The following is a 15,292-nucleotide window of genomic DNA, read 5'->3' as shown; positions in this document are numbered from 1 at the left end:
CCTGCTGCTCCGCCCGGGCGACGTCGCCGTCGGAGAGGCTCGGCTGATCCATGCGGCCCTCCCCGGGCGTCAATCCTGCGGCACGCCCGTGGTCAGGGCAAGGGCGTGTAGCACGCCGCCCATGCGCCCCTGGAGCGCGCCGTAGACCATCTGGTGCTGCTGCACCCGCGACTTGCCCTTGAACGCCGCCGACACGACGGTAGCGGCGTAGTGGTCGCCGTCGCCGGCGAGGTCGCGGATCTCGACCGTGGCGTCGGGCAGGGCCTCCCGGATCATCGTCTCGATCTCGCGGGCATCCATCGGCATCGGATCGTCTCCTGTTCAGGCCGCATCGGCGGCCGGGCCCGCCATATAGGTCGGCAGCCAGCCCTCATGCGCCTGGCGCAAGGTCTCGAGGGCGATGATCTCGTCGCCCGGCAGGGTTAGCGAATCGGCGCCGGTGACGCCGATCACCGCCGCGTCGATCCCCTGCGCGCTGGCGCTGTAGAGGAGGTCGGCGACCGCGTCGGGCTCCACCGCCAGGAGATAGCGGCCCTGGTCCTCGCCGAACAGGTAGGCGTGGCAGGGAACCGGCAGCGGGCATTCGGGCAGCACCGCGCCGATCTTGCCGGCCATTGCCATCTCGGCGACCGCGACCGCGAGGCCGCCGTCGGAGAGGTCGTGGACGGTATCGACGATCCCCGAGGTGATCAGCCCGCGCACGAAGTCGCCGTTGCGCTTCTCGGCAGCGAGGTCCACCGGGGGCGGCGCCCCCTCCTCGCGGCCACAGATCGTGGCGAGATAGGCCGACTGCCCGAGCCAGCCCTTGGTCGTGCCGATCAGCACCAGGGCGTCGCCGTCGCGCTTGAAGGCGATGGTGGCGATCCTCGTCACGTCGTCGATCACCCCGACACCGCCGATCGTCGGGGTCGGCAGGATGCCGACGCCCTCGGTCTCGTTGTAGAGCGAGACGTTGCCGGACACGACCGGGAAGTCGAGGGCGCGGCAGGCCTCGCCGATGCCCTGGATGCAGCCGACGAACTGGCCCATCACCTCCGGCTTCTCCGGGTTGCCGAAGTTGAGGTTGTCGGTGATCGCCAGCGGACGGCCGCCCACAGCCGTGATGTTGCGCCAAGCCTCGGCCACCGCCTGCTTGCCGCCCTCGACCGGATCGGCCTCGCAGTAGCGCGGGGTCACGTCGGTGGTGAGCGCCAGGCCCTTCGGCCCGTCCTCGACCCGCACCACCGCGGCGTCGCCGCCGGGCTTCTGCACGGTGTTGCCGAGGATGAAGTGGTCGTACTGCTCGTAGACCCAGCGCTTCGAGCACAGGTCGGGCGAGCCGACGAGTTTTTGCAGCGCGTCGACGTTGCGCATCGGCGCCGCGACGTCCTCGGCCTTCAGCTCGGGCTGATAAGCGTTCTGGCGGTGCGGCCGGTCGTAGAGCGGCGCCTCGTCGCCGAGCTCCTTGATCGGCAGGTCGGCCACCGTCTCGCCGCCATGCTTGATGACAAAGCGGAGCGTGTCGGTGGTGTGGCCGATGATCGCGAAGTCGAGGCCCCACTTCACGAAGATGGCCTGCGCCTCCTTCTCCATGCCGGGCTTGAGCACCATGAGCATGCGCTCCTGGCTCTCCGACAGCATCATCTCGTAAGCCGTCATGCCGGGCTCGCGGGTCGGCACCGCGTCGAGGTTGAGTTCGACGCCGAGATTGCCCTTGGCGCCCATCTCGACCGCCGAGCAGGTCAGGCCCGCCGCGCCCATGTCCTGGATCGCGATCACGGCACCCGAGGCCATCAGCTCCAGGCAGGCCTCGAGCAGCAGCTTCTCCGCGAAGGGGTCGCCGACCTGCACGGTCGGGCGCTTCTCCTCCGAGGAGGCGTCGAAGGCGGCGGACGCCATGGTGGCGCCGTGGATGCCGTCGCGGCCGGTCTTCGAGCCGAGATAGACGATCGGGTTACCGACGCCCGTGGCGGCGGCGTAGAAGATCGCGTCGGCCTTCGCGAGGCCGACCGCCATGGCGTTGACCAGGATGTTGCCGTCGTAGCGGTTGTGGAAGCCGACCGCCCCGCCGACCGTCGGCACGCCGAAGGAATTGCCGTAGCCGCCGATGCCCGCGACCACGCCCGAGACGAGGTGGGGCGTGCGCGGATGGTCCGGCGCGCCGAAGCGCAGCGCGTTCAGGGCCGCGATCGGCCGGGCGCCCATGGTGAAGACGTCGCGCAGGATGCCGCCGACCCCGGTCGCCGCGCCCTGGTAGGGCTCGATGAAGCTCGGGTGGTTGTGGCTCTCCATCTTGAACACGCAGGCGAGCCCGTCGCCGATGTCGATGACGCCGGCATTCTCGCCCGGGCCCTGGATCACCCACGGCGCCTTGGTCGGCAGCGTCTTCAGGTGGAGGCGCGAGGACTTGTACGAGCAATGCTCGTTCCACATCGCCGAGACGATGCCGAGCTCGGTGATGGTCGGCTCGCGCCCGATCAGCCCGACGAAGCGCTGGTACTCGTCCTCGGTCAGGCCGTGCTGGCGCACGAGCTCGGGCGTGATGGAGACGTCGTTGCGGATCATGCGGCATCCTCTCGCCGGTCGGGCGGCCCTGCTGCCCGTGCGCTTACTGCCTGATGGGACCGGAAGGCAACTCGCGAGGACGCTTCGGGCCGCTTCGGTCAGGCGGCCTGCACCGTCGCGGCCGCGTGGCGCCGCCGGCTGCGGCGGCGGCCGAGATAGAGCAGGAGCCCCGTCACCCCGAAGAGCGGCATGGCGAGCGCCGCCAGCAGGAAGGCGATCCGGCCGGCGGACCCGAAGAACCGCCCCTCGTGCAGGGCCAGCATGCTGCCGGTCAGCCGGGCGCCGAGCGGCCGCTCGGCGTAGAGGTCGCGGGAGCCGAGGCTGCCGTCGGGACGGAAGCGCCACTCGTCGCGGGCCTGGGCGTGCGCGGCGTCGGGCGCCACCGCGCGGATGCGGATCGCCTCGCCCTCGCGGGCGGGCGCGAAGGAAGCGGTGGCGTAGCGGCCGTTCGTGGCCGTCGTGAAGGCTGCGAAGGCGGGATCGAGGGGCGCGGGCGCGCCCTCCCGTTTGCCCCCGCCCCGGGCGGGGGCGGATGCGGCCGGGCGTCCGGTGAGCAGCATCGTGACCCCGTCGCGGTACCAGCCGTAGGACCACCACAGGCCGGTCAGCGCCATGACGAGGTAGAGCACCAGCATCCACGTGCCGAAAACCGCGTGCAGCGACCAGTAGAGCGCCCGGCCGCGGCGGTTGAGCGCCGGCTTCAGCCAGATCCGCCAGTCGCGCCGTCCCTTCGGCCAGCGCAGGTAGAGGCCCGACAGCGCCAGATAGACGAGCGCCAGGGCCGAGGCGCCGGTGATCGTGCGACCCCAGCCGTCGCCGTTGCCGGGGAGCAGCAGCCAGCGGTGCAGCCGCCGCACGAAGGCGAAGAATTCCTCGCCCCGGGCCGGCCCGAGGATCCGGCCGTCATAGGGGTCGACATAGGTCTCGGTGCCCCGGCCGGGCCCCTCGGCGAGGCGCACCTGCGCCGCCCCGTCCGGCGCACCGCTCACGATCAGCAGCGTGACCCGCCGCCCCGGCGCCTCGTCCTTGAGGCGGGCGACCAGCGCGTCCGGCGTCAGGCGCGGCGTCTCCCGCACCGGGACGGTGACGATGCCGGGGCTCAGGAGGCCCGTGACCTCGTCCTCAAGGCTGAGGATTCCCCCGGTGACCCCGACCAGCATCAGCACGAGGCCGGCGGTCAGGCCGAGGAACCAGTGGATCTGGAACAGGGCGTTCCTCACCGGCGGGCCCCCGTGCTGGCCGCGCCGGCTGTCGTCGCGGGCGCGGGGCCTGCATCGGGGTGAGTCATGGTCCGTCTTCCCGCGTCGCGCGCCGGGCCGCAGATCGTCGTCGCAAGATCGCCGGCCGATATCCCGTTGATCCTGACGCTTATGCCTCGGGCAAAGAGAGTGTCAACGATGTCGGCGTCGATCGCAGCCGGAATATCATTATAATGATTCCAGCCTGGGCGCGATCACAAGGTCATGGGCGCCTGTTTACTTCGCCGGCGAGTGCATCTCACATGTAAGCCGCGGATGTGGGCGGCTGAGCGCAGTTTTGGCTTGACGAATCTCGCTCCCGCGCCGGACTCTTCCATCCGGCAACGCGACGCCGGCCCGCCAGGCCTTGAGACGATCGCGGCTGAGAGGAGAGGAAGCATGACGTCCATCCGCGAGGCGCTGCGTGGCGCCGTCGTCGCCGTGTCCCTGTGCGGTCCGTCCGCGCGTCTGGCGCTCGGGGGAGCCGCTGCGAGCTTGGTCGCCGCGACGCTGGCTCTCGCCGGCCCGGCCATCGCGCAGGAGACCGTGAAGATCGCCTTCATCGATCCGCTCTCGGGCGGGGGCGCGCCGACCGGCGAGGCGGGCCTGCGCCACTTCCAGTACATGGCCGAGGTGCTGAACGCCCGCCAGAAGCAGTTCCGTTTCGAGGTGCTGGCCTACGACAACAAGGTCAACCCGCAGGAGACCGTGATCGCCGCCCAGAAGGGCATCGATGCCGGCGCCCGCGTGCTGGTGCAGGGCAACGGCTCCTCGGCCGCCGCGGCGCTCACCGAGTTCGTCGCCAAGCACAACGAGCGCAACCCCGACCGCCAGGTCATCTACATCAATTACTCCGCCGTCGATCCGTCGCTGACCAACGAGAAGTGCAACTACTGGCACTTCCGCTTCGATGCCAACTCGGACATCAAGATGGAGGCGCTGACGAGCTTCATGAAGACGCGGCCGGAGATCAAGAAGGTCTATCTGATCAACCAGGATTACTCGTTCGGCCAGTCGGTGCGGCGGGAGGCCCGGGCGATGCTGAAGGCCAAGCGGCCCGACATCGAGATCGTCGGCGACGAGGTGACGCCGCTGCAGAAGGTCAACGATTTCGCGCCCTACATCGCCAAGATCAAGGCGTCGGGAGCGGATTCCGTCATCACCGGCAACTGGGCGCAGGACTTCAACCTGCTGCTCAAGGCCGCTGCCGAGGCCGGGCTGCAGGCGGGCTTCTACACCTACTATGCCGGCGGCACCGGCGGGCCCTCGGTCGTGCGCCAGACCGGGCTCGCGAACCGGGTGTTCGAGGTGTCGCAAGGGAGCGCCAACGAGGGCGAGGCCGCCACGCAGGACTTCGAGGCCGCGTTCCGGGCCCGCACCGGCATCGGCTCCACCTATCCGCGCGTCTTCAACGCGATGAACGCGCTCGTGACGGCGATGCAGGAGGCCGGCTCCTCCGAGGCGCGCAAGGTGGCGCCGAAGCTCGAACAGGCCCGGCTCAAGCCGTATACCGGCAGCGAAGGTTTCGTGCGCCCCGACGACCATCAGTATTTCCAGACGATGTTCGTCTCGTCCTTCGGCCCGATGGAGCCCGGCATGCGCTTCGACGAGGAGGGCACCGGCTGGGGCTGGAAGATGGTCGGCCGGGTCGAGACCAAGGACACGCTGGTGCCGACCACCTGCCGGATGAACCGGCCGAGCTGACGCCAGGGGCTCGGGGGACGGGCTCCTTACGAAGCGCGGTCCGCCTCCGCGAGCGCATCCAGGAACGCGTCGAGCATGGCGGCCGCGAAGGCCTCCATGTTGGCGGCCCGGTCGCCGTTGCGGGTCTCGAGGGTCAGGCGGCGCGTCATGGGGCCGGACACCGACAGGCAGGTATGGCCAGCGGCATTGCCGTAGCGGTTGCCGCCCGGGCCGGCGGCGCCGGTCTCGCACAGGCCCCAGACGGCGCCGTGGCGCTCGCGTACGAGGACGGCCACGCGCTCGGCATAGGGTTCGCTGGCGCTGCGCAGGCCGGCCATCCCGGCCTCGTCGAGCCCGATCAGGGCGCGCCGCGCCTGTGCGGTATAGACCACCGCGCCGCCGAGGTAATAGGCGGAGGCGCCCGGCACCGCCAGGAGGGCCGCCGAGACCAGGCCCCCCGCGGAGGATTCGGCCACCGCGACGGTTTCCCGCCGGGCCGTCAGCCGGGCGGCGATGCGGTCGGCCCTCTCGATCAACGCGTGCAAGCGGCATCCTCCTGCTGGAGGGAGAAGCCTATCCGGTCGGGTCCTACTCCGCCAGGGCGCCCTCGTCGTCGGCGCCGGTCGGCGCCAGCCGCACCCATGCGTCGAGAGCCCGGCCGATGCCGAGGCCGACGAGGCCCACGAAGCTCAGCGACAGGCCGATATGGAGGAAGAGGGACGCGTCAGACATTGTACTCACCCGACTTGAAGGATCAGAGGTGAACCGCGGAGGCTACGCGCCCCGTGGTTCCGGTTCATGGGCTCCCTGTGGCTTGGGGCGGTGCCGGAGGGCACCACCTTCGAGGACCGGCGGCGCCGGCTTTGAGGGATGCGGGCATCCCGGTCAGGAGAGGTGTCGCACCGCCTTTGGGCGGAACGATGGTCCTGATGTGGCATCAGGCTAGCCCCGGCCGGACCGGGCGGGCGGTGTGCTCGCGCACCTCGACGGTCATCCGGAGCATCACGCCGCTGCCGCGAGCACCCGCTCGGCGAGGGCGCTGTCCGCCGCGAACGGACCGGGCTCTCCCGGTGATCGCGATGGTCCCGTCCTGCCCCAATCCCGCCGCTCCCGCGCTGCGACCGCATCCTGAGCGATCCCGGCGTCAACGCACGACAATCCGCTGCGGTGCCAATCAATCGCGCAAAATCTCTCGCCCCGGGGACCGGAACCACGGGGCTTCGCGCTTGAGGCCTCGAACTTGCACCGATAAGGCCACGCTTGTCGTCCTGTCAGGGATCCTCGTTCCGTGCCGAACCTCGAAACCGTCGTGAGCGAGATCGTCGACGAGATGCGGAAGCGTCCCGATCGCGGCGAGGTGGCGCGCTACATCCCTGAGCTCGCCCGGGTCGATCCCGGCCATTTTGGGCTCGCGGTGATCGCCGCCGACGGCACGGCGGCGGCGGCGGGCGATTGCGACGTGCCGTTCTCGATCCAGAGCATCTCGAAGGTCTTCACCCTGACGCTGGCGCTGGGCATGGTCGGCGACCGGCTGTGGCAGCGGGTCGGGCGCGAGCCCTCGGGCAGCCCGTTCAACTCCGTCGTGCAGCTCGAATACGAGCGCGGCATCCCCCGCAACCCGTTCATCAATGCCGGGGCGATCGCCGTCACCGACCTGATCCTGTCGCGCCACCAGCCGCGCGAGGCGATCGGCGAGATCCTGCGCTTCATGCAGTTCCTGGCCCAGGACACGAGCATCACCATCGACGAGGCGGTGGCCGCCTCCGAGCAGCGCACCGGATTTCGCAACGTCGCGCTCGCCAACTACATGAAGTCGTTCGGGGTGATCGACAATCCGGTCGAGTACACGCTCGGCGTCTATTTCCACCACTGCGCCATCAGCATGACCTGCCGGCAGCTCGCGGTGGCGGGGCGGTTCCTCGCCCATTCGGGGCGCGATCCCAGCACCGGCCTGTCGGTGGTGCAGGCCGAGCGGGCGAAGCGCATCAACGCCGTGATGCTGACCTGCGGCCATTACGACGGCTCGGGCGAGTTCGCCTACCGGGTCGGCCTGCCGGGCAAGAGCGGCGTCGGCGGCGGCATCCTGGCGGTGGCGCCGGGCAAGGCCTCGATCGCCGTATGGGCGCCGGGGCTGGATGCCGCCGGCAATTCCCATCTCGGGCGCATCGCCCTGGAGCGGCTGACGAAGCGCCTCGGCTGGTCGATCTTCGGCGAGTAGGCGCGGCCCCGGCAGGGGCCTCATGCGAGGAGCGGCCTCGCGCCGAAGCCTCACGGCTTGCGCGAGCGCTCCTCGCGAATCGCCTCGTCGTGGTAGCCGCCGCTCGCCGGCATGATCTCCGGGCCGCGCTCCCGCGCCACGGGGGTCGGGACCGTCCAGTCGTTGCGGCCGCCGCGGCTGCGGCCGCCGGCCGGGAACGCGTAGATCTTCGCGGTGGTACGCGGGCCGGTGGTGCTCATCGAGTGGCCTCCCGTGAGGGCCGCGCGGGCTCGCGACGGCCTCTGAGATCGTAACGAAGTGTGCCTGGGGAATGCGCGGTTTGACCACGGAAAAATCAGTGGTTGGCTATAATTCGTGCATGCCTGCGCTTGCGTCGCCGGCTGAATTCGCGGGTGTGGCGCTTGGCTGGGCGTCCTGGCGCCCTGGCGCGCAACGAGGCAAGGGTCTGAGGCAAGGGGGCCTCCCGCCCGGTGGGACGACGCGTCCCTTCGGGCGCCGGTCACCGGGAGAGTCGTCGAGAACGCGCCGCTCCCGCGATCGTTCCGGTCTTCGTCCGGGCTTGGCACGGGACGTGCAAGCGAGGGGAAGCCGCTGGCGGGTGATGGGCGCCGACGAGGAAGCCGGGCTCCATCGGAACCTGAAGAGAGACGCGAGATGACCAAATACAAGCTCGAGTATATTTGGCTTGACGGCTATGCGCCGACCCCGAACCTTCGCGGCAAGACCCAGATCAAGGCCTTCGACAGCTTCCCGACCCTCGAGCAGCTCCCGCTGTGGGGCTTCGACGGCAGCTCGACCCAGCAGGCCGAGGGCAGCTCCTCGGATTGCGTGCTGAAGCCCGTCCGCCACTTCCCCGACCCGGCCCGCACCAACGGCGTCCTGGTCCTGTGCGAGGTCATGATGCCGGACGGCACGACCCCGCACCCGTCGAACAAGCGCGCCACCATCCTGGATGACGAAGGCGCCTGGTTCGGCTTCGAGCAGGAATACTTCTTCTACAAGAACGGCCGCCCGCTCGGCTTCCCCGAGACCGGCTACCCGGCGCCGCAGGGCCCGTACTACACCGGCGTCGGCTTCTCCAACGTCGGCTCGGTCGCCCGCCAGATCGTCGAGGAGCATCTCGACCTCTGCCTCGCCGCCGGCATCAACCACGAGGGCATCAACGCCGAGGTGGCGAAGGGCCAGTGGGAGTTCCAGATCTTCGGCAAGGGCTCCAAGAAGGCCGCCGACGAGATGTGGATGGCGCGTTACCTGATGCAGCGCCTCTGCGAGAAGTACGAGATCGACATCGAGTACCACTGCAAGCCGCTCGGCGACACCGACTGGAACGGCTCGGGCATGCACGCCAACTTCTCGACCGCGTTCATGCGCGAGGTCGGCGGCAAGGCGTATTTCGAGGCGCTGATGAAGGCCTTCGGCGATGCCCGTGAGGACCACATCGCCGTCTACGGCCCGGACAACCACATGCGGCTGACCGGCAAGCACGAGACCGCCTCGATCCACACCTTCAGCTGGGGCGTGGCCGACCGCGGCGCCTCGATCCGGGTGCCCCACAGCTTCGTCAACAACGGCTACAAGGGCTACCTCGAGGATCGCCGTCCGAACTCGATGGGCGACCCCTACCAGATCGCCTCGCAGATCCTGAAGACGATCTCGACCGTTCCGACCGAGGTCTCGGCCGCGGCCTGAGCCTCTTCGGAAGCGGTGAAGGATTGAGCGGCGCGGGCCCAGAGGGCCCGCGCCGTTTTTCGTCGCGATCAGGGCGTGCAGGGTCGGACGAGAGCCCGCGACTCTGATGACGCGGAGATGTATTGAGGCCTGGCCTCGTCAGACTTGGCGTCCGCGGACAGCACACCGTTACGGACTGAAGATCAACGTCAGGTAGGTCAGGAACACCACCAGGTGCACCGCGCCCTCCAGCACCGTGGTGCCTTGGCGCGAGAAGGTGATGACGCTGAGCAGCAGCGTCATGGCGAGGACCGCCATCTCGGCCGGGGCGAGGCCCAGAACCACCCGCTGGCCCGAGATGAGGCCGATGCCGAGCACCGCCGGCACGGTGAGGCCGACCGTCGAGGTCACGGCGCCGAGGCAGAGATTGATCGCCCGCTGGAGCTGGTCGCGCCGGATCGCCTTGAGGGCGCTGATCCCCTCCGGGGTGAACACGATCGCCGCGATGATGACGCCGCCCAGCGCCGAGGGCGCGCCGAGCGCCTTGATGCCGTGGTCGAGGATCGCCGCGAGGCTCTTCGACAGCAGCACGATCGGCAGGAGGCTGGCGAGGAGCAGGCCGGAATGGCGCAGGATCGCGCCGCCTCCCGCATCCGGATGGACTTTCGCTGCCTCCGGCGCGGCGGCGCCCGGGGCGATGAAGTCGGTGAAGAAGTCGCTGTGCCGCCCGGTCTGGAGCAGCAGGAAGATGCCGTAGAGCACCACCGTCAGCACCGAGAACGCCACCGCCTGGAGGGTCGTGAGCGAGCCGTCCGGGGTCGAGGTGGTGAAGTTCGGGATGATGAGCGCGATGGTGGTGAGCGGGATGATCGCCGCCAGGTAGGCGCCGGCGCCGTCGAGGTTGTAGTTCTGGCGGTGGTGGCGCAGGCCGCCGAGGATCAGCCCGACGCCGACGAGGCCGTTCATCACGATCATGATGACGGCGAACATCGTGTCGCGCCCGAGGGTCGGGGCGGCCTTGGCCCCGAGCATCACGGCGGCGACGAGCGCCACCTCGATGATGACGATCGACAGCGTCAGGATCAGGGTGCCGTAGGGCTCGCCGAGCCGGTCGGCGAGTTCTTCGGCCTCGTGCACCACCCCGAAGGCCGACCACAGGATGACGGAGAACAGCCAGGCGAACAGACCCGCCGCCACCAGCGGCGCGTCGAGCCCGCCGAGCCAGCCCCCGCCGAACACCGCGAAGGCCGCCACCGTCGCCCACGCCACCCCGAGCCGCACGATCATCATCTGCCCAAAAGCCCCCGAACTGCCCCGCTGACTCAAGGGTAGGGCAGGGGGCGGGGGCGTCCAGGCGTCGGCCCCGGCACGGGACGGCGTCAGCCCCGGCGGGCGGAGGCGTCAGCCGCCATGCGCGAAGGCCCAGTACAGCTCGCGGGCCTTGCGGAACAGCGGCCCGGGCGCGAACGTCCGGCCGTCGAGGGCTGTCACCGGCACGACCTTGGCGAAGTTGCCGACGGAGAAGACCTCGTCGGCGCTCATCAGGTCGTCGACCGTCAGCGTCTTCTCGACCACGGGGACACCGGCCTCGCGCAGGAGCGCGATCACCCGGCCGCGGGTGATGCCGGCCAGGAACGTGCCGTTCGGCACCGGCGTGGAGACCACGCCGTCGCGGGCCATCAGCACGTTGGCGGTGGCGAACTCGGCGACGTTGCCGAGCGCGTCGCGCATCAGCGCGTTGCCGAAGCCGCGGGAGGCGGCCTCCGCGATCGCCCGGGCGCTGTTCGGGTAGAGGCAGCCGGCCTTGGCGTCGAGGGGCGCGGTGTCGGGCGTCGGGCGCCGGAACGGCGACAGGGTGGCGGTGAAGCCGGTCGGCGGCGGCATCGGCGCCTCGTAGAGGCACAGGCACCAGTTGGTCGAGGCCGGGTCGAACCGCACCGCGCCGCCCAAGCCCCCTTCCGCCCAGTACATCGGGCGGATGTAGAGCGCGGCGTCGGGCGCGAAGCGCTTGAGCCCGTCCTGCACCAGCTCGGCCCAGGTGCCCTCCGCCACCACCGGCTCGAGGCCGAAGGCGGCGGCCGAGCGGTTGACCCGGGCGAGGTGGAGGTCCAGGTCCGGCGTCACCCCCTCGAAGGCGCGGGCGCCGTCGAACACCATCGAGGCGAGCCAGGCGGCATGGGTGCGCGGCCCCATCATCCGCACGTTGCCCGGGTGCCAGGCGCCCTCGAAGTAGGTCCAGGTCTCCTCGGTCTCAGCCCCTCGGGTCTCGCTGTCTCGGGTTCGTTTCGAATCGGCCATCACGCGCTCCCAACACCCGTTTCCGCATGATCGCGCGGGCCGGTCGCGGCTGTCCATGCCGGAGATCGTCGGCGGGACGATCGTCCGCGCGAGAGCGGGGCGAGGGGGAGGGGCGTGAGGGAGCGGATTGCGCCGGCCGCACGTCAGGCGACGTCGAAATCGCCGGAGCGCCGGGCCAGCAATTCGAGGGTGCGGATCACCGCCATGCCGACCCGGTCGGCGTCGAACATGCCGTCGTCTGTCGCAGGCTCGACGCCGACCGGGCCGACCTGGCCGGCGGGCGTGTCGATCACGACCTGGTAGACGTCGCCGCGCAGGCCCGAGCGGGTGCGCACCAGCGACACGGCGTGGGTGCCGACCTCGCCGTAGGTCTTGATGTACTGCATGGGAGTCTGTGCGCGGGGTTTTCTCGCATCGCCGTTACGGGCCTTGGCCGCACGCTGGAAATCCGGACGGATGACGTTGTCCATCTGCCTCTCCCGCTGGTTGCCGCTCAGTCTGCCATGGCTGCTCGTCGGTTGGGTCGGTCGCGCCGCCGGGCCCGTCATGGGACCGATCGGCGGCGATCGGACCGCCGCCGCGCGCTTCGGGGCGAAGTCCCGGCTGGGTCTGGCGTCCTGCCGAGCTTCGCCTTGCCGTCTGGTATCGCATGGCCGGGTTGCGTGCGGATTGCGCGAAATGTTGCGAGCGCCTCACGCCGCAACGCCGCCCGCGGCGGGGGCCGGGGCGGCGAGAAGCCTTAGGGGCGAGGAGCCGGAGAGGGAAGGGGAAGGTGGGGCGTCCGCCCGTTGGTCACCCGGGCCCGGCCGCCGCGAGATCGGTCGGCGTCGGGTTCAGTCGTCGCGGTGGTGCCGGTGCGGGCCCGGATGGTGGCGCGGTCCCATCGGCCGGGTCAGCATCGCGGCGCGCTGCTTCTGTGCCTGGTCGAGGGTGGCATAGAGTGGCTGCGAGGCGTCGGCGAGCTTGCGCAGGGCGTCCGAGCGCGCCGCCAGGGCGTCGGCCCGGGCCCGGATCGCGTCCGGCGCGGTCTCGGCGACAGGATCGCGGTCGCGCCCACGCCGGGCCTCGCGCTGGTCGCGCCGGACCTTGGCGAGGTTGCGCATCGCGTCCTCGACCGGCGGCCATAGTTTCTCCTGGTCGGGGGTGAGCTTCAGCCCGGCATGCAGGGCCGCGACGCGGGCGTCGGTGAAGGCCTGGACATCCTCGGCGCTGAGGTGGTGCCGGCCACCGGGTCCGCCCGGCCGATCGCCACCCATGTCGTCCGCGTGGGCGACCTGCGTCGGCCGCGGCGCCTGCGCCAGGGCACAGCCGAGCATCCCCACGCTCAAGATTCCTGCCAAAGCCCCGGTGGTGAGACTGCGTCGCATGACTCGAGGTCCTCGTGCGGCCACCCGTCGGGCCGCCGAGATGGCAGAGTGCGCGCGGCCGGATGGCCCGGACCTCGCCGCCAGATTACGGTTTGGTCACCCGCCTCCGGTCGACGATGTGGCACACGATGATCGCCGAGCAGCACACGAACGCGACCGGCTTGACGCTCCCTGGCTTGACGTTCTCTTGCCTGGCGTCCGCGGCCGTGCGGAGCGGTCCGAAGAAGATCGTGGTCATCCCCAGCCTCCGTAGTCTCGCGGCCGTTCCGCGGATCAAGGGCGTCGACCCTGGGCCTTGCCGATCATGAGCCCTGTCATCGGCAGACGACACGTTAGCGACGATCGGCGTAACCTCACCGATGGGTGTAGCCCGCAGGCGCGAACGGAGCAGGGCCGTGGCCATTCCTCCTTCGCCGCGGCGGCGACCGGCAAGACCGGCGCCCGGATGGGCGAGGCCGAGGCCCGCTACGTCGCCGACATCCTCGCGGCCGGGTCTGCCTCCCTGGCGACGAGCCGCGTCGCGCTCAGCAAGGCCTCCGGGGGCGACGTGAAGCGATTCGCGCGCTGCGAGGTCGCCGAGCAGGAGACCATCGCCGACGTGCTCAAGGCGATGCGCGGCCCCGCCCAGACCGCATCCGGCCAGGCGAAGCCGCCGTTCGAGCCCGAGGTGACCGGACAGCTCGACCCGAAGGGCAAGGCGATGCTGGACAAGCTCGAACAGGCCGAGTCCGGCAAGGCCTTCGACATGGATACGTCCGCGGCCAGATCGATGGCCGTCAGGCGCTCCGGAAGATCCAGGAGCCCTCCCTCGCCAGCGGCTCGGATCGCGAGACGATCGGCGTCGCCAAGCTCGCCCGCGGCCAGATCCGCGAGCACCGGGCGCTGCTCGCCGACATCGAGAAGGATCTGAAGGACTAACGACGAACAACGCCCCCGGCCTATGCCTCGGGGCGCTTCTCCGACGGGCCTTCCGCGAATCGGGCGACGCCCTGGCTTGCCAACGCGTCGCCCGCTTCTTGTGGAACCTGCCGAGGCTCCGGCCGGACCCTCACCCTTCGGCGGCGGCGCCCATCATCCGCTGCATCTGAGAGAGCTGCGAGATGTGCAGCCGGATCAGCGGCAGGGCGCCGCGGGCGATGCGGCGCAGGGCCGGATCCTCGCCGCTCCGGGCGTAGGTGCCGTGAATCATCATCGCCTCCTGGTGGCCCTGGAGCGACGCGCTGACGAAGGCGGCGTCGTATTGGGGACCGCCCTGCATGCCGGAGAGCTGCGCCTGGATCTGCGCCTTCTGCTCGTCCGACGTCATGCCGCCGGGAGCGCCGCCGCCGCCCGGAACCCCGAGCACGCCGCCGACGGTGCCGACCGCCGCGCCGGCCACGCCGCCCGCGACCGCCAGCGGGGCCGCCACCAGGCCGCCGACGAGCCCGCCGGGGCCCGGCTGGCCGCCGACCGGCAACGCGGCGGCGCCGCCGGTCACCCCGTCGATCATGTTGGCGAGGTTGACCTGCTCGTTGACCTCAGCCCGCGCGAACCGCTTCACCCGCGGGTTGCCGGTCTTGGCGAAGGCGTCGCGCGCGGTGTTCTCGAGGAAGAGACCGCCCTTGGTGGCCATCGCCAGGTAGACGGGCGTCGGCATGGCGCCGGCCGGTGTCGGTTGCGCCACGGCAGTACGGGTGACCGCGAGAGCGGCCGTGGCGGAGAGCATGCTGACCAGGACGTCGCGACGATGCATGGATGTGGCTCCCAACGAAGGCCCGCATCCCGGCGCTCGCGGGCCTGGATGCTCGGGGGGAGTAAATTTCTCGCCCGGCCGACGTTCCGTCCCACCACTTCCCGGATCGCGACCGCGGCGATATCGCGCAGTCCCGGCTTTGGCTTCAGGCCCGCCGCGGCCAGGGCTCGGCCGTCCTGCGACGGGTCCAGCGCCGCCACGGCCGGCTCATCAGCACGAAGGCCAGCACCACGCCGACGGCGTACCAGGCGTGCATGCTCTCGTAGCCGCCCTCCGGCGTCCAGGCGAAGCCGCCCAGGAACACGTAGGAGACGGCGGCCGCCAGGGTGCGGAAGGCGAGCAGCCAGGGATGCTGCAGGATCGGGTCGCCGTTGACGACGGCGATCCCGAGCCCCGTCAGGGCGAAGAGCAGGCCGCCCAGTGGCAGGCCGAGGAACAGCGAGAGCACGGCGCGCAGGAACAGCCCCGGCCAGTCGCGGCGGGTACGGGCGGGCGGAGGGGCGTCGGTCACGGGCGTGTTCGGCATGCGGCTTTCGGCGCTGGC

17 protein-coding genes are annotated in these 15,292 nt (G+C 70.7%); 4 read left to right on the top strand and 13 right to left on the bottom strand.

Going from position 1 to position 15,292, the window contains the following annotated elements; genetic code table 11:
- Positions 1–69: 69 nt before the first annotated feature.
- From DA075_RS15610 to DA075_RS15600, 3 genes are all read right to left on the bottom strand, one after another.
- Entirely contained in the window at positions 70–306 is a 237-nt protein-coding gene (locus DA075_RS15610; protein ID WP_012330012.1) for a BolA family protein, read from the bottom strand.
- Between the two features lie 15 nt (positions 307–321).
- Positions 322–2,544, bottom strand: coding sequence for a phosphoribosylformylglycinamidine synthase subunit PurL (gene purL / locus DA075_RS15605; protein ID WP_099954011.1), 2,223 nt, complete (start codon positions 2,542–2,544; stop codon positions 322–324).
- 98 nt (positions 2,545–2,642) lie between these two features.
- A complete protein-coding gene (locus DA075_RS15600) occupies positions 2,643–3,764 on the bottom strand; it encodes a PepSY-associated TM helix domain-containing protein (RefSeq protein ID WP_244936138.1) in 1,122 nt (373 codons plus the stop codon).
- A 417-nt stretch (positions 3,765–4,181) separates the two neighbouring features.
- Between DA075_RS15600 and DA075_RS15595 the strand changes: the two genes are divergently transcribed.
- Positions 4,182–5,486 (top strand): branched-chain amino acid ABC transporter substrate-binding protein, encoded by a 1,305-nt coding sequence (locus DA075_RS15595; protein WP_099954010.1) that lies wholly within the window; start codon positions 4,182–4,184, stop codon positions 5,484–5,486.
- Positions 5,487–5,512: 26 nt separating this feature from the next.
- On the opposite strand, the gene DA075_RS15590 is transcribed toward DA075_RS15595, so the two are convergent.
- Entirely contained in the window at positions 5,513–6,010 is a 498-nt protein-coding gene (locus tag DA075_RS15590) for a CinA family protein (RefSeq protein ID WP_099954009.1), read from the bottom strand.
- 43 nt (positions 6,011–6,053) lie between these two features.
- Positions 6,054–6,197, bottom strand: coding sequence for a hypothetical protein (locus DA075_RS36615; RefSeq protein WP_164712349.1), 144 nt, complete (start codon positions 6,195–6,197; stop codon positions 6,054–6,056).
- A 556-nt stretch (positions 6,198–6,753) separates the two neighbouring features.
- On the opposite strand from DA075_RS36615, the gene DA075_RS15585 reads away from it, so the two are divergent.
- Positions 6,754–7,683 carry a glutaminase gene (locus tag DA075_RS15585; RefSeq protein WP_099954008.1) on the top strand — a complete coding sequence of 310 codons (930 nt, stop codon included), beginning with the start codon at positions 6,754–6,756 and terminating at the stop codon, positions 7,681–7,683.
- Between the two features lie 50 nt (positions 7,684–7,733).
- Here DA075_RS15585 and DA075_RS15580 read toward each other — a convergent pair whose 3' ends face one another.
- Positions 7,734–7,922 carry a DUF2735 domain-containing protein gene (locus tag DA075_RS15580; protein WP_099954007.1) on the bottom strand — a complete coding sequence of 63 codons (189 nt, stop codon included), beginning with the start codon at positions 7,920–7,922 and terminating at the stop codon, positions 7,734–7,736.
- Positions 7,923–8,337: 415 nt separating this feature from the next.
- Between DA075_RS15580 and DA075_RS15575 the strand changes: the two genes are divergently transcribed.
- Positions 8,338–9,372, top strand: a complete 1,035-nt coding sequence (locus DA075_RS15575; protein ID WP_099954006.1) for a glutamine synthetase beta-grasp domain-containing protein — start codon at positions 8,338–8,340, stop codon at positions 9,370–9,372.
- Between the two features lie 168 nt (positions 9,373–9,540).
- On the opposite strand, the gene DA075_RS15570 is transcribed toward DA075_RS15575, so the two are convergent.
- The 5 genes from DA075_RS15570 to DA075_RS36610 form a co-directional block, all read right to left on the bottom strand.
- On the bottom strand, positions 9,541–10,641 hold the full coding sequence (locus DA075_RS15570) for a calcium:cation antiporter (protein WP_099954005.1): 1,101 nt from the start codon (positions 10,639–10,641) through the stop codon (positions 9,541–9,543).
- A gap of 111 nt (positions 10,642–10,752) precedes the next feature.
- Positions 10,753–11,649 carry a branched-chain amino acid aminotransferase gene (locus DA075_RS15565; RefSeq protein ID WP_099954004.1) on the bottom strand — a complete coding sequence of 299 codons (897 nt, stop codon included), beginning with the start codon at positions 11,647–11,649 and terminating at the stop codon, positions 10,753–10,755.
- A gap of 143 nt (positions 11,650–11,792) precedes the next feature.
- Positions 11,793–12,119 (bottom strand): hypothetical protein, encoded by a 327-nt coding sequence (locus tag DA075_RS15560; protein ID WP_123834295.1) that lies wholly within the window; start codon positions 12,117–12,119, stop codon positions 11,793–11,795.
- 363 nt (positions 12,120–12,482) lie between these two features.
- Positions 12,483–13,016: a Spy/CpxP family protein refolding chaperone gene (locus DA075_RS15555; protein ID WP_099954002.1), complete on the bottom strand. Its 534-nt coding sequence runs from the start codon at positions 13,014–13,016 to the stop codon at positions 12,483–12,485.
- Positions 13,017–13,101: 85 nt separating this feature from the next.
- Positions 13,102–13,254: a hypothetical protein gene (locus tag DA075_RS36610; protein ID WP_164712347.1), complete on the bottom strand. Its 153-nt coding sequence runs from the start codon at positions 13,252–13,254 to the stop codon at positions 13,102–13,104.
- Between the two features lie 66 nt (positions 13,255–13,320).
- Between DA075_RS36610 and DA075_RS15550 the strand changes: the two genes are divergently transcribed.
- On the top strand, positions 13,321–13,926 hold the full coding sequence (locus tag DA075_RS15550) for a DUF4142 domain-containing protein (protein ID WP_244936615.1): 606 nt from the start codon (positions 13,321–13,323) through the stop codon (positions 13,924–13,926).
- Positions 13,927–14,064: 138 nt separating this feature from the next.
- Here the strand turns inward: DA075_RS15550 and DA075_RS15545 are convergent, their stop codons facing one another.
- Both DA075_RS15545 and DA075_RS15540 read right to left on the bottom strand, forming a co-directional pair.
- Entirely contained in the window at positions 14,065–14,748 is a 684-nt protein-coding gene (locus tag DA075_RS15545) for a DUF4142 domain-containing protein (RefSeq protein ID WP_099954001.1), read from the bottom strand.
- Positions 14,749–14,893: 145 nt separating this feature from the next.
- The gene (locus DA075_RS15540) at positions 14,894–15,274 is read right to left on the bottom strand and encodes a hypothetical protein (protein WP_099954000.1); all 381 of its coding nucleotides are present in this window, start codon (positions 15,272–15,274) and stop codon (positions 14,894–14,896) included.
- Between the last annotated feature and the right edge of the window lie 18 nt (positions 15,275–15,292).

Origin of the sequence: Methylobacterium currus (assembly GCF_003058325.1) — a bacterium.
Lineage (GTDB): Bacteria > Pseudomonadota > Alphaproteobacteria > Rhizobiales > Beijerinckiaceae > Methylobacterium > Methylobacterium currus.
This window is presented reverse-complemented; position numbering and strand designations above follow the sequence as displayed.

Bases quoted from the DNA above. Each gene is read 5' to 3' on its own strand.
- DA075_RS15580 (WP_099954007.1), bottom strand. From the start codon at position 7,922: ATGAGCACCACCGGCCCGCGTACCACCGCGAAGATCTACGCGTTCCCG.
- DA075_RS15545 (WP_099954001.1), bottom strand. From the start codon at position 14,748: ATGCATCGTCGCGACGTCCTGGTCAGCATGCTCTCCGCCACGGCCGCT.
- purL (WP_099954011.1), bottom strand. From the start codon at position 2,544: ATGATCCGCAACGACGTCTCCATCACGCCCGAGCTCGTGCGCCAGCAC.
- DA075_RS36610 (WP_164712347.1), bottom strand. From the start codon at position 13,254: ATGACCACGATCTTCTTCGGACCGCTCCGCACGGCCGCGGACGCCAGG.
- DA075_RS15565 (WP_099954004.1), bottom strand. From the start codon at position 11,649: ATGGCCGATTCGAAACGAACCCGAGACAGCGAGACCCGAGGGGCTGAG.
- DA075_RS15575 (WP_099954006.1), top strand. From the start codon at position 8,338: ATGACCAAATACAAGCTCGAGTATATTTGGCTTGACGGCTATGCGCCG.
- DA075_RS15560 (WP_123834295.1), bottom strand. From the start codon at position 12,119: ATGGACAACGTCATCCGTCCGGATTTCCAGCGTGCGGCCAAGGCCCGT.
- DA075_RS36615 (WP_164712349.1), bottom strand. From the start codon at position 6,197: ATGTCTGACGCGTCCCTCTTCCTCCATATCGGCCTGTCGCTGAGCTTC.
- DA075_RS15540 (WP_099954000.1), bottom strand. From the start codon at position 15,274: ATGCCGAACACGCCCGTGACCGACGCCCCTCCGCCCGCCCGTACCCGC.
- DA075_RS15570 (WP_099954005.1), bottom strand. From the start codon at position 10,641: ATGATGATCGTGCGGCTCGGGGTGGCGTGGGCGACGGTGGCGGCCTTC.
- DA075_RS15550 (WP_244936615.1), top strand. From the start codon at position 13,321: ATGAGCCCTGTCATCGGCAGACGACACGTTAGCGACGATCGGCGTAAC.
- DA075_RS15610 (WP_012330012.1), bottom strand. From the start codon at position 306: ATGCCGATGGATGCCCGCGAGATCGAGACGATGATCCGGGAGGCCCTG.
- DA075_RS15595 (WP_099954010.1), top strand. From the start codon at position 4,182: ATGACGTCCATCCGCGAGGCGCTGCGTGGCGCCGTCGTCGCCGTGTCC.
- DA075_RS15555 (WP_099954002.1), bottom strand. From the start codon at position 13,016: ATGCGACGCAGTCTCACCACCGGGGCTTTGGCAGGAATCTTGAGCGTG.